Origin of the sequence: Aureimonas glaciei (genome assembly GCF_014643375.1) — a bacterium.
GTDB classification, from domain to species: Bacteria; Pseudomonadota; Alphaproteobacteria; order Rhizobiales; family Rhizobiaceae; genus Plantimonas; species Plantimonas glaciei.
On sequence record NZ_BMJJ01000005.1, the window covers coordinates 33,255 to 45,810 of the forward strand.

Here is a 12,556-nt window from a genome sequence, read left to right on the forward strand (position 1 = left end):
ACAAGGATTACGACATGCCAGAAGGTGAAGAGGGCCGCCCGAACCCACTGCTTGAGATCGCCATGGAGCGCACCCGCCAGCGAGAAGGCGAAGGTCGCAGCGACGACCACGACAATTTCCACTTGGCCGGCGAGTTGGCGCTAGCCGCGTCGGCTTATGCGCACCGGGCATCCATTGCCGACCCGGTCGCTCGGAAGCGCCTCGGCGTCCCGATGGCGTGGCCTTGGCTGCCGAGCTGGTGGAAACCGACAGACCCGCGTCGGGATCTGGTCAAGGCGGGGGCGCTGATTGTCGCGGAGATCGAGCGGCTTGACCGGATTGCCGCCAGGAGAACGTCAGGGTGAGACGTTCTACCCAGCCAGATTCGGCTCTTGCAGCCCGACAAGTCGATACGTTCGCCGGTCCGCTCGATTGGGAACTCTCACGGTTTTCACAGATAGTTCAGCAAGCCACTGCCTACCAATAGCATCACCACGTACAGCACCGAATGCATCGATGAGTATGTCTCTGACTTCGGCCGTAAAAGTACCGCGTAAAGCCGGCAGATCTGGTCGATGTAGTTCAAAACGCTGAGCATCAGGAAGCACGAATAGTGTGCCCAAGACGGCCTCACGATCCTCCTCAGTGATGGTTAAGCTATCCGCTCGTTCGCGCGCTCTTGTTACGCCGTCTCTCATGAGGGAATACTCACGTGAGTCCTCCACTAGACGAATGGTGGCCCCAGCGTCATCCAAGTGACGAAAAAACGTCCTAAGCGACGTAAGTAGACGATTATCTATCTCGTCTATCCCCGCTTCGAACGCCTCTTCATCCGGAGCTCCAATCCGGTAGATCAAGTCAACAATTTCAGTGACCGCTTCTTTCAAAGGAGTGTCAAGAAATTGAGCGTCGCTATCCTCTTCCATGATGAAACCGAATGAGCCGCGAGCAACGTCGGTGACGAGTAGCTCCGACTTCTGGCGCTGCGGCAGCCGACCGCGTGCGCCGACTGCACCATTCATATCCGTGTATTTGGTCGAGACAAGAACTTGGAATTGTTCGACAGCTTTGCTGCCGAATGTTGCATCTATCCCGCGCGATCCAACGACCGGACGCCCGCCGAAAAACAGGCCCACCTGAGCGGTTGGTTCATACACATCCGCCAGTTGCCCGATCTCACGTTCAAGCTCACCCTGACGATAGCGATATTGCATTACCCCAATCGGATCTTCGACAGCGGTTCGGGTTGAAAGAAGGCCCTGCACTGACTGCAAATCCGCGCGCAGTGCCTCAAGTTCGATGCGCTTTAACATAAGACCATCCTACAACAGGACACGAGCAAAAACATCGTCTGCGACATCAAATGGAACCGATAACATTCCTTTCCAAAGGGACGTCTTTCGTTTGTGCGAGAACAAGCCGTACCAATAAACAATATCATTGACCAGAAGATGAGGCGGTTTTTCTAGATCCACAATATAACCATCAGTTCGGTATACGCGCTTGGTCAAACCAGGATCGAACAAATTTATATTTGTAGCTACCAAGGTTGCGAAGTCGTTAACTCCGATGGGGCGCCTTACGACTGTAAGTACGTCAATGTCATTAGGTGGGCGACCCTCAAGAGTTTCGACATCTTCGACGAAGCTTCCGTCCAACCACTGATATCCGTCATTGAACCCGATAGCATTCAGTGCATGCCGATAATCCAGCAAACCCTCAAGAATGGTCCGTCGCTCAGGGGTCGTCGCAAATCTCATGACCACCTGAGACATGCTGGTTGGATAAGGCGATATTGCGGACGGTTGAGCCGGATTGCTCCCGACAAACGGCGGGAGCACCCCTGAGATCGTAAAGCTTGGGATCATATGGTGTTCACATTGGTCCAGCGATAAAAAGCACCCACCAACATCTGTATCACGTATTAGCGATACGACGAGTGCCTTGGCGGCAAGCCGCGCTAGGAGCCGATGCCGGCATTCTCAATGAACTTGTCGGCGTTGCCCTAGCCGAGAGAGACGAAGCGAGCTTTCGGCCGCTACCGTGGCCGACGCGGTCGCGCGCGCCGGCTGCGGCGGAAAGTCGTCGAGGGCCGAAGCGATGAGGTCAAAGGTCGCTTCGCTAGGCCGACGCAGCATCGTCATATACCCGTCATCTCTAGCGTAGCTCGGACCGTTCAACAGCGGCACGCAGGAGAACACGTCGTCAGCCCCCATAGGGGTATAAATCATGACGTGGAAAGTCAGCTCAGGAAGGCGAGATTTGAGATGGGCAAGCAATTCGTCGACCGTCTCCTGCGACCAGTCTTCGCGTCGTGGCGGCGAGAGAACGAACGTGGTGGCTTCGGCGCCAGACCCCGGCATAATGGTATCGGACATGGGAACTCCTCTCTGTATGTTCCCTTTTTGTTCTATCTCTGACGGAGAGTCAAATCCGCTGTTCGCTACTGAGTGCCTCGCTCGATCATGGGAAGTCGTTCGCGCGTTTTGTCGGGCAACTGGATATAAGCCCGCATGAAGTTGACGGCGTAGAAGGGCGGCTCAATCGTATCGCCTCGCTCCCCGCGGACCCACCGGTTGACAGTGGTCGGCGCGATCCCGAGCAGGTCGGCAAGCCGCTTTTGCGACGTGCGCGTCGCTTTCATCAGCAGGGTCAGTTCTCGGCGCGCTTCGGACATTGGGCTTCCTCACGACGCGGTTGTATGCGCAGCGCGTGGGGGCAGCAATGCCGCATCCGGCGGCTAGTTGAACTCGACGACCGTCTCGTCGCTGCCGGGCTCGGCGCATGTCGCCTGGCCAAGAACCTTCCACTCGCCCCGCGCGCCCGCCGCTACGTCCATGACGCGGACAACGCGGGGTCGATCAGGGAAGTCGGAGGTCGCGAGGCAGACGTACTCGGCAAAGCCGTCTCTACGACTGCCATCATTAATGACGCCAACAAGCATCGCGTCGCTCGGGCTGGTGTTGCCGCCGACGTCCTTGATGACGGTCGGATTGTCCGCCTTGATGAACTCGGCAGCGGTCTCGGCGCTAGCCGGCGCGGCAGAGACCAACAGAGCGATGGCGGCAATGAACTTCCACATGAGAGCTACCCGCAGCTGTGACGACTAGCGGGCAGCTTTACTCAGCGGATCGAGATGCGCAACCTTGCCGCCGCCGGTCATGATGTTGCGCACGCTGGCGGACGCGGTCTCGGCCGCTTGCTGCGCGGCCCCGGTCAGCAGGAACGCGTACCGCTTGGTCGTCGATGCTTCCATATGACCGAGTAGCTCGCCGACCTGAGACAGGCTGATGCCGCTGGACAGGCCCGCGCTCGCGAAGAACCGCCGTAGATCATGGCGGCGAAGATTTTCAGTGATCTTCGCCGACGTCATCAGCCGCGTCCAAGGCTTCGACACGTTGACGAGTGGCCGGCCACGGCGACGACCGGCGATGATGTAGGGGTTGTTTTCAAGGACGGGGATGCCGGCAAGAACCTCGCGCGCGAGGGACGATAGGGCGACGATCTTTTCGCCGGTTTTCGAGTCCGGCAGATGCAGGCCGTCGTCGCGGACCCATTCCCACTTCGCCGACTTGATCTCGTCCAGCCGCGCGCCGGTGAAGCAGAGCAGCTCGACGAGCCCGACGAAGAACGGCTGATCCGGCCGCATCTTGTTCAGCGCCACGAGAAGCCGCACAGCCTCGTCAGCGTGGGGCTTCCGCTTCCGCTTCTTCTCGGTGAATCGCTGGACGGTCACCGGGTTGCTGTTCTTCGGGCGCATCGCCCACATCTCGGCCAGCGCGAACGCCTTGTGAAGCATCGCGAGCGTGCGGTTGGCCGCATACGGGGTCGAGCGCCGCGAGTGATGCAGTCGGGCTATGTCGGCGTCTGTAATGTCCGCGACAGCGGTGTCGGGCTTCAGGAAGGGCAGGACGACCTTGTCCCACATCGCTTCCTGATCCTTTCGCCACTTCGCCTTGTTCTTCTCGTTGGCGTGTTCGTCGAGGTGGCGGTCGCGGAGCATCTGCAGCGTCGCGCGGGCCGCCAGTTCGGCGCGCTCGTTGGCAGGATCTTCGCCACGGCTCACGCGCTCGAGGATTGTGCGGGCTCTCTCGCGGGCCGCGGTGAGCGTGAGGAAGCGCTCGTCGGCCAGCTTCATGTTGCGCTGAACGCCGGCCTTCGTTCGAAAAAACAGATACCAGACAGACTTCGTCGCGAGGTGGCGCAGGCGAAGGCCTGGCGTCTTAGGGTCGTTCCAGGCAGTGCCCGGCTCGCCGCGCGGTGTCGGTCGGTCTTTGGTGGATGGCGCCATAGGTGTCCCGCTGTCTCGCGCTAACCAGTGCCAGCGCTTGCCATCCAATATCGGATGAAACGGCGAGAAGGTCCACCAGGGGTATCACTGTAGTCATCGGCGCAGCGCTACCAGAGCGCTACCAAGATATCAGCGGAGGAAAAATCGTCCGGCCCGTAAGCCTTTGATTTTGATGGTGGGTGTGCACAGGTTCGAACTGTGGACCCGCTGATTAAGAGTCAGCTGCTCTACCAACTGAGCTACACACCCATCAGGCGCTCGGCGCCGCCGCCCGGTTAAGGCGACGGCTGCTACATAGCGAGGCCAGACCGGGATGTCCACCCGGCAATGTGCCGTGCTGCAACATTTCTGCCAAGCATAACGGAAGGACGCGCGCGGCACGCCCGATGCCTCAGGAACGCGCGGCGGACCAAGGGAAATTGCGGGTGATCGCGCGCGGCAGAATCTCGGCGACGATGCGCTGGACATGGCCGAGGCTCTCGCTGGGCATGTCCGGGCTGAGCGTCGAGGTGGCGGCGGCCGGCGTCAGCGGGAAATGGGCCGCCTGCTCCTCATCCTCCGACACGACGTCGAGGAAACGGATGCCGGCGAGCATGCCGCGGCGATAGACCAGGCGCGCCGGGCGCTCCATCTTCTCGTCGCCGATGGAAATGTCGAAGACCTTCGGCAGATGCGCCGCCTCGTCGATCGTCAGCAGCGCGCCGGTCGAGGAGATGTTGCGCACGATGCAGTCGAAGGTCGAATAGCGGTTGTTGAACAGGATTTTGGCGCGCTTCAGCGTCCTGACGCGCGGCGCGACGCGGCGTTCGGATCCATCGGGTTCGGCTTCCGGCAGCGCGGTCATCAACTGCCTCCATCATGGTTGCTTTGGCCGATCATCGCAGCCAAGGCTTAAGCGCTTGTTAATCGACTTCGGCAGGTTCGAGGCCGTATGTCGCGGGGGGAGGATTCCCGAGACCTGCAACGAAAGAGGCCGGCGGATCACCGCCGGCCTCCGGCCGTCTTCGCTTCGGTCAGGCTGGGATCAGTTGCGGTCCTTGTCGACCAGCGCGTTCGACTTGATCCAAGGCATCATGCCGCGCAGCTTGGCGCCGACTTCCTCGATCTGGTGGCTGTCGTTCATCCGGCGGATGCCCTTGAAGCGCGACTGGCCGGCCTTGTTCTCCATCATCCAGTCCGAGGTGAACTTGCCGGTCTGGATGTCGTGCAGCACGCGCTTCATCTCGGCCTTGGTCTCGGCGGTGATGATGCGCGGGCCGGTCACGTACTCGCCCCACTCGGCGGTGTTGGAGATCGAGTAGTTCATGTTGGCGATGCCGCCTTCATAGATCAGGTCGACGATCAGCTTGACCTCGTGCAGGCACTCGAAATAGGCCATTTCCGGGGCGTAGCCGCCCTCGACCAGGGTCTCGAAGCCGGCGCGGATGAGTTCGACGAGGCCGCCGCAGAGCACGACCTGCTCGCCGAAGAGATCGGTCTCGCACTCTTCCTTGAAGGTCGTCTCGATGACGCCCGAACGGCCGCCGCCGACGCCGCAGGCGTAGGACAGGGCCAGATCCAGCGCGTTGCCGGAGGCGTCATGATCGATGGCGACGAGGCAGGGCACGCCGCCGCCCTTCTGGAACTCGCTGCGCACGGTGTGACCCGGGCCCTTCGGTGCGATCATCACGACGTCGATGGTCTTCTTCGGCTCGATCAGGTTGAAGTGCACGTTCAGGCCGTGGGCGAAGGCGATGGCGGCGCCGTCGCGGATGTTGGCCTCGATCTCGTTCTTCCAGATCTCGGCCTGGAGCTCGTCCGGGGTCGCCATCATCATCAGGTCGGCCCATTTGGCCGCCTCGGCGACCGACATGACCTTGAGGCCGTCGGCCTCGACCTTCTTGGCCGTGGCCGAGCCCGGGCGGAGGGCGACGACGAGGTCGGTGACGCCGGAATCCTTGAGGTTCAGCGCATGGGCGCGGCCCTGGCTGCCATAGCCGATGATCGCGACCTTCTTGGCCTTGATGAGGTTCAGATCGGCGTCGCGATCGTAATAGACACGCATGGTGGTTTCCTTCCCTGGGGTGAATCGGGCCGCGGGCTTCCTGCCCGGTACCCGGTGAGAGAGACGCGGCAAGCCGCGCCGGTTTAGGGCGAGCGGCCCGGGGCCGCCGTCCCGTAGAGGACGAAGAACTGCGCCGTGGCGCGGGCCGCGTCGGCGTCGATGTCGGCGGCGCTGAGCGTCAGATGCTCGCCGAGCAGGAGCCGGATCTGGATATCGCGGACGACGAGGCCGAAGAAGCTCTCATAGGCCGTGTCGACGGCGTCAAAGGCGAGGAGGCCGGCGGCGCGGCCCGCCTCGAGCGCGACCGACAGACGCCGGCGCATCGCAAAGGGTCCGTTCTCCAGGACGATGGCGCCGAGATCGCGCTTCTCCGAACCGGCCTGCCCGACCGCCAAGCGGTTCAGCGCCACCGAGGTCTCGCCGGTCAGGACGGTCAGCCAGTCGCGGGCGAAGGACTGCAGGCTCGCCGCCAGCGTCTCGCGGTCGAGACCCTTGCGCGGCAGCGGCGCCGCCCTCACCTTCGCCGCCTGCCACTGCACCGTCGCCGTCAGCAGCCCGTCGCGGCCGCCGAACCACTTGTACAAGGTTTCCTTCGAGCAGCTGGCGCGCTGCGCCACGGCGCCCATGGTCAAGGTCTCGCCCGCATCGACGAGCAGGGCCAGCGCCGCGTCCAGCACCTCGCGCTGTCGCTCGGTCGGCGGCAGGCTTTCGCCCGCAGCATGGGGGAGAGGATGTTCGGCCAAGGCTTTCCCGGAGATCTTATACAGTACCGTACGTTACGGTACTGTATAAGACAGGCGCCGAGCATTTGCAAGCGCTGCCGTCACGCCTTGGCACGCCGGGCCGATTGCGTCGGCGTGATGATCCGTGCCCCGCTGTGGCCGCAGCGCCGTCGATGCCGCCTTCCGCGCGGGGATCAGGCGCGCCGTTCGATGTTCACCGTCAGCGTCCGGCGCAGGATGCTGCGGTCGCCGCTGGTCATCGGCGACACCGAGTGCCAGGAATTATAGGTCTTGATGAACAGAACGCAGTTGTTCGGCTTGAATTCGAGCGTGCGGATGCGATCGACCGCGTCGAATTCGAGATAGCGATTCTTGATGTTGAAGGAGAGCGTCTTGTCCTTCGGCCAGACGACGTCGGTGCCGCCGCCCCAGGCGGGGTTCCATTCGCCGGGCGCGACCATCGGCAGGACGAGGGTGATCAGCTTGTCCTTCTGGTCGGTGTGCGGAAGGATATGCCCGCCCTCGCCGTTCATCATCGAGAATTCGAACCGCGCGTTGAGCTCGGTCTCGCGGCGCAGTCGCCCGGCGATCGACGTCGTCTTGCGCAGCTTCTGCCGGGAGACCGTGCGCCGACGCCCCAGATTGAGGTCGATGTTGTGCGCTTCGAGGAAGCCGAGGATCTGCTCGATGAAGCCGTCGCTCTTGATGTAATCGTAGAAGGCGCGCCAGTCCGGATGGGCCTCGAGATAGGCCATGAAGCCCGACGGGTCGCTGTGGTGGGAGAAGGCGTATTTTTCGCCGAGATCCGGCCGATACTGGAATTTCTCCAGCGGCGGGTAGCTCGTGATCAGCCTGGAATAGAGATCGGCATCGAAAACCCCGGCGATCTCCGCCGTCGGATAGGGCTCGTAGACGAAGTCCGCATCGGCAAATCGGAGCATGGGAGCCTCAAGATCGGGATCTCTCGCGGAGATGAACCGCTCGGGCGATAAGGTCAACTGGCGCTAGTGCCCGTCGGCGACGATATCGGGAGCCGGCGATGCATTCGTCCCGCTGCGGCAGGCTTCGACGAACCGGCGAACCGTCGCCGCCATGCCGAATTCCAGCGCGTCGGCGGTCAGGCCGTGACCGATCGACACCTCGGCCAAAGACGGGATGTGCCGGACGAGGCGCGGAAGATTGGCGACGGTGAGGTCGTGCCCGGCATTGACGCCCAGACCGAGATCGAGCGCGGCCCGCGCCGTCGCGCCGAGGCGCGCGGCCTCCGCCTCGGCGGCGTCCGCGTCGCCATAGGTCGCGCCGTAGGGGCCGGTATAGAGCTCGATGCGGTCGCAGCCGGTCGCGGCGGCGGCGGCCATGGCGCCGGGCTCGGCATCGGCGAAGAGCGAGACGCGGGCGCCCTGCCCTTTCAGCCGGGCAACGACGTCCTTCAGCAGCGCGGCGTCGGCGACGAAATCCCAGCCGTGGTCGGAGGTTGGCTGCGAAGGATCGTCAGGCACCAGGGTCACCTGCTCGGGCCGGTGCGCGGCGACGAGGGCCAGAAACTCTTCGGTCGGATAGCCCTCGATGTTGAATTCGGCGTCCGGAAACTCGGCGTCGATCAGGCTCCTGATATCGGGCAGGTCGGAGAAGCGGATGTGGCGCTCGTCCGGCCGCGGATGCACCGTCAGCCCGTGGGCGCCGCTCGCCAGCGCGATCCGGCCGAAATGAACGACGCTCGGCCAGGGCAGGTCGCGGCGGTTGCGCAACATGGCGATGGCGTTGAGATTCACGGAGAGTTCGGTCGGCATGGCGTGTCCCACTGAGAGACCCGATCCATAGCCCCAGCGACGGCCGAGTTCCAGTGCCGGACGGCGGCTTCCCATCGACGCCCGAGAGAGACCGAAGGGCGACGTCTGGCGCAAGCGTGACCACCGAACCGGCCGATCGGGGCGGCCTGCGGTTGACACGCGCGCCCGTTCGCCGTTCCCTCTCCCCCATCGGCGAGGACCGATACGGGAGAGGAATTCATGGGAAGCTCAAGGTTTTTGCCGCTGGTGATCGCCGGCCTGATCGGATTGTTCGTCGGCTGGCTGTTCGCGCCGGATGTCGACGACGTTACGGAAGCGGCCAATGGCCGCTTCGACCAGATCGACGCGCGCCTGGCCGCCATCGAGGCGCCGCTGGCCGCGATCCAGACCAGCCTGGCGGCTGTCGACCAGCGCACCAGCGCGACCGAGGCTGCGATTCAGGCGATCGGCAATCCGGCGGAGGCATCCGCGGCGCTCTCGACCAAGCTCGACGCCGTGGCAGCGTCGGCCGGCGAAGGCAAGGCGGCGACCGATGGCGTCGCGGCGGCGCTGGCCGCCCTGCAGGCCAAGCTGGATGCGGCGGCGGCAGCCCCGCCGCCCGCGCCGGCAGCCCCCGAGCCCGATGCCGGCACCGCGCTCGCCGGCCAGATCGGCAATACCGGCGCCATCCTGCTGCCCGGCCAGACCGCTATCTTCGGCGCCAAGCGCGTGACGCTCGCCGCCCTGGCCGAGGGCACCGCGTCCATGGGGCCTGAGGGCGCCGCCCCCGCCGACGTCGCCTCCGGCGCGTCCGTCGACCTCGGTGACGGCTGCTCGGTGACGCTCGTCGGCGTGACGGCGACCGCCGCCTACCTCGCCCCGACCGGCTGCGCGGCAGCCGACGGCGCACCGGCCGCGCCGGCCGCAGCACCGGCTCCGGCGGCAGAACCCGCAGCCCCCGCGGCCGCCGCACCCGCCGAGGCGCCCGCCGCCGCTGCGCCACCCGCCGCTGCAGAAGCACCGGCACCGGCTGCCGCAGAAGCCCCGGCCGCCGCCGCCCCTGCGGCCCCTGCGGCCCCTGCCGCCGAAGCCGCGGCGCCAGCCGCGACAGCCGACGGCACGCCCTTGTCGACCGGCCAGACCGGGACTTTCGGCGACAAGCGGGCCTTTGTCTCGCGGATCTCCGCCCCCGACAACCGGGTCTTCCTGTTCGTGCCCGGCATGGGTCAGGTCCCGGTCGCCAGCGGCGAGGCAGCCGATCTCGGCGATGGCTGCATGGTGACGCTCACCGGCATCGACGGCACCACCGCCACTTTCAGCACGGAAGGGTGCGGCGGCGATGCCGCGGCACCGGCAGATGCCGCCGCCGCACCGGCGGATGCCGCTGCAGCTCCGGCAGCGGCCCCGGCGGCTCCCGCCGCTGCGGCTCAGGCAGCGCCTGCTCCGGCCGCCCCTGCCCCCGCCGAGGCGCCCGCTGCGCCCGCGGCTCCGGCAGCGGCCGCCGCCCCTGAAGCACCCGCCGCCGCTCCGGCAGCGCCGGCTACAGCAGCGCCGGCCGAAGCGGCCGCTCCTGCTGCGGCTGGCGGCGAAGCCCCGGCACCGACCCAGGCCGCCGCGGGCGGCCCGGCCCAGCTGACCATCGGCCAGACCGCCACTTTCAGCGACAAGCGGGTCTTCCTCTCCCGCGTCACGCCGGAACAGGCCTTCGTGGTCGTCGTCGGTCAGGGCAACCAGGAAGTCGCCAAGGGCGCCGCGCTGGATCTCGGCGACGGCTGCAGCGCGACCTATGACGGGCTGACCGACAAGACGGCGAGCTTCACGCCCTCCGGCTGCTGACCGCCCGGACGTCCCCGGTCGGCGCGACGACGCAAGTCGCGCCGATCTTCGCCTGCGGGCCGCAGGGATTCCTGCCGGCCCGCAGCTCCGGGGCTCGCACTTTGAGTCGCCGGGAGGCCGCAAGTCTTTGATCGCGGCCATGATCGCGGAAAGCCCAAGCGATCCGCCGGATCGCTCCGCCGGCGAGAGCCCGGCGGCCGTTGTGGCAGCGGTGAATACCGGCGCCAGCAGCGCTGGAGATGTCAGGCCAACATCCTATCAAAGTGATTCAACTCAGCGCCATCACTGGGGGCAGGACCCAGTCGTCCTTATTGGTCACGCCAACATCTTTTCAGATCGATTCAGGCCGCGGCGCGCAAAACAGCAAAATGGGCCGCGGCTTGCTGCCCGGCCGAGGCCGCTTGACGGCCACCCGACCGCCCTCGCCGCCCGCTCGGCGGCGCGCAGGGAGCCGAAGAGGTCAGGCGAGCCTATTTCCGATCCGATTCCGCCAATGCCCGCAAGGGATTGGCGGCGGAGTCGGTTCGCGGCCAGGAACTTCGCCGCCCGATGCGGGAGGCCTCGCCGACAATCGCTATTTCACGATGGTCAGTCGCTCGGCGGCGCGGGTGATCGCGGTATACAGCCAGCGCTCGCGCGAATCCTTGAAGGCCCAGCTTTCGTCGAACAGCATGACGTCGTTCCACTGCGAACCCTGCGCCTTGTGCACGGTCAGGGCATAGCCATAGTCGAAATCGTCGTAGCGCTTCTTCGTCGCCCAGGGTATCTCCTCGTCGGGCGCCTCGAAGGCCGATTTCAGGAGCTTGATCTTCGCCGCGCCCTGGTCGACGTCGTCGTCGTCGGGCCGCACGAGCAGGCTGATGCCGGGCTTCACCGTTTCGGGCGAGGCCGTCATCACCTGCCAGAGCGAGCCGTTGAGGAGACCCTTGGCGGGGTCGTTGCGAAGGCAGACGAGCTTGTCGCCGGCATAGGGCAGCGATCCCTGGAATCCCTTCAGCTCGCGCAGCCGGGCATTGTAGCGCCGCCGCGTGCGGTTGGTGCCGACGAGCACCTGATCGGCGGCCAGCACCCTGTCGCGGTCGACGTCGTTCTTGGTGATGATCTGCGCCGCGCCGTAGTCGCCGAGCATCAGCGGCCGACCCTCGCGCACGTCCATCGCGAGCTTGATGATCGGATTGTCGCGGGCCTGGCGGTGGATCTCGGTCAGAAGGAAATCCGGTTCCGCCTCGGTGAAGAAGCCGCCGCCCGAGACCGGCGGCAGCTGCCCGGGATCGCCGAGGACGAGGACGGGCGTGCCGAAGGACAGGAGATCGCGGCCGAGCGCCTCGTCGACCATCGAGCATTCGTCGACGACGATGAGTTTCGCCTTGGCGACCGGGCTCTGGCGATTGAGCGAAAAGGTCGGCGCGATGCGCGACGTGCCGACGGTATCGCCCTCCACCGATTCCTCGCCGCGCGGGCGGTAGATCAGCGAATGCAGGGTGCGGGCGTTCTTCGCCCCCTTGGAGCGCAGCACCTGCGCCGCCTTGCCGGTGAAGGCGGCGAACTGCACCTGGCCGTCGATGCCTTCGGCAAAATGCTTGGCGAGCGTCGTCTTGCCCGTTCCGGCATAGCCGAACAGGCGGAAGATCGGCTGGCGACCATCGGCGAGCCATTCGGCCACGGCCTGCAGCGCCTGGTCCTGCTGGGGCGAGAATTTCATGTCTGCCGACAGACAGGATTCAGACGATCAGGGCAAGCGGGGGACGGTGGTTTATCGGCGTGAGTTATGGGCTGGGGCAGGCGGTGGCGTGCCGGAGGCGCCCCTGTCGCCGGTGGGATGACGATGCAGGCGATACCGTGCATGACGCGGTGCAGGACAGCAGGATGTCCGGTGCTCCGTCCACGCTCGTCATCCCGGGCTTGACCCGGGATC

At 65.2% G+C, this 12,556-nt stretch carries 14 protein-coding genes and 1 tRNA gene; 2 read left to right on the forward strand and 13 right to left on the reverse strand.

Annotated features, from left to right (window positions below; all coding sequences use genetic code 11):
* Positions 1–14 precede the first annotated feature (14 nt).
* Complete coding sequence (locus IEX88_RS11815) at positions 15–344, forward strand: hypothetical protein (protein WP_188850835.1); 330 nt, start codon at positions 15–17, stop codon at positions 342–344.
* 6 nt (positions 345–350) lie between these two features.
* On the opposite strand, the gene IEX88_RS11820 is transcribed toward IEX88_RS11815, so the two are convergent.
* From IEX88_RS11820 to IEX88_RS11870, 12 genes are all read right to left on the reverse strand, one after another.
* Positions 351–1,292: a hypothetical protein gene (locus IEX88_RS11820; protein WP_188850836.1), complete on the reverse strand. Its 942-nt coding sequence runs from the start codon at positions 1,290–1,292 to the stop codon at positions 351–353.
* A 9-nt stretch (positions 1,293–1,301) separates the two neighbouring features.
* Positions 1,302–1,847: a DUF6932 family protein gene (locus IEX88_RS27275; protein ID WP_373289574.1), complete on the reverse strand. Its 546-nt coding sequence runs from the start codon at positions 1,845–1,847 to the stop codon at positions 1,302–1,304.
* A 114-nt stretch (positions 1,848–1,961) separates the two neighbouring features.
* Positions 1,962–2,357 (reverse strand): hypothetical protein, encoded by a 396-nt coding sequence (locus IEX88_RS11825; protein WP_188850837.1) that lies wholly within the window; start codon positions 2,355–2,357, stop codon positions 1,962–1,964.
* Positions 2,358–2,422: 65 nt separating this feature from the next.
* Positions 2,423–2,656 (reverse strand): helix-turn-helix domain-containing protein, encoded by a 234-nt coding sequence (locus IEX88_RS11830; protein ID WP_188850838.1) that lies wholly within the window; start codon positions 2,654–2,656, stop codon positions 2,423–2,425.
* 63 nt (positions 2,657–2,719) lie between these two features.
* Positions 2,720–3,061 carry a hypothetical protein gene (locus IEX88_RS11835; protein ID WP_188850839.1) on the reverse strand — a complete coding sequence of 114 codons (342 nt, stop codon included), beginning with the start codon at positions 3,059–3,061 and terminating at the stop codon, positions 2,720–2,722.
* 24 nt (positions 3,062–3,085) lie between these two features.
* Entirely contained in the window at positions 3,086–4,270 is a 1,185-nt protein-coding gene (locus IEX88_RS11840) for a site-specific integrase (RefSeq protein WP_188850840.1), read from the reverse strand.
* 173 nt (positions 4,271–4,443) lie between these two features.
* Positions 4,444–4,519 (reverse strand) — tRNA-Lys (locus tag IEX88_RS11845).
* 142 nt (positions 4,520–4,661) lie between these two features.
* Positions 4,662–5,114, reverse strand: a complete 453-nt coding sequence (locus IEX88_RS11850) for a PilZ domain-containing protein (RefSeq protein ID WP_188850841.1) — start codon at positions 5,112–5,114, stop codon at positions 4,662–4,664.
* A 180-nt stretch (positions 5,115–5,294) separates the two neighbouring features.
* Positions 5,295–6,314, reverse strand: a complete 1,020-nt coding sequence (gene ilvC / locus IEX88_RS11855) for a ketol-acid reductoisomerase (RefSeq protein ID WP_188850842.1) — start codon at positions 6,312–6,314, stop codon at positions 5,295–5,297.
* 83 nt (positions 6,315–6,397) lie between these two features.
* The gene (locus IEX88_RS11860; protein WP_244640097.1) at positions 6,398–7,057 is read right to left on the reverse strand and encodes a TetR/AcrR family transcriptional regulator; all 660 of its coding nucleotides are present in this window, start codon (positions 7,055–7,057) and stop codon (positions 6,398–6,400) included.
* 173 nt (positions 7,058–7,230) lie between these two features.
* Positions 7,231–7,977, reverse strand: coding sequence for a 2OG-Fe(II) oxygenase (locus IEX88_RS11865; protein ID WP_188850843.1), 747 nt, complete (start codon positions 7,975–7,977; stop codon positions 7,231–7,233).
* Between the two features lie 63 nt (positions 7,978–8,040).
* Positions 8,041–8,826, reverse strand: coding sequence for a pyridoxine 5'-phosphate synthase (locus tag IEX88_RS11870; RefSeq protein WP_188850844.1), 786 nt, complete (start codon positions 8,824–8,826; stop codon positions 8,041–8,043).
* A gap of 219 nt (positions 8,827–9,045) precedes the next feature.
* On the opposite strand from IEX88_RS11870, the gene IEX88_RS26655 reads away from it, so the two are divergent.
* Complete coding sequence (locus IEX88_RS26655; protein WP_210319269.1) at positions 9,046–10,641, forward strand: hypothetical protein; 1,596 nt, start codon at positions 9,046–9,048, stop codon at positions 10,639–10,641.
* A 574-nt stretch (positions 10,642–11,215) separates the two neighbouring features.
* Here the strand turns inward: IEX88_RS26655 and IEX88_RS11880 are convergent.
* Positions 11,216–12,343 (reverse strand): ATP-dependent DNA helicase, encoded by a 1,128-nt coding sequence (locus IEX88_RS11880; protein ID WP_188850845.1) that lies wholly within the window; start codon positions 12,341–12,343, stop codon positions 11,216–11,218.
* Positions 12,344–12,556 lie beyond the last annotated feature (213 nt).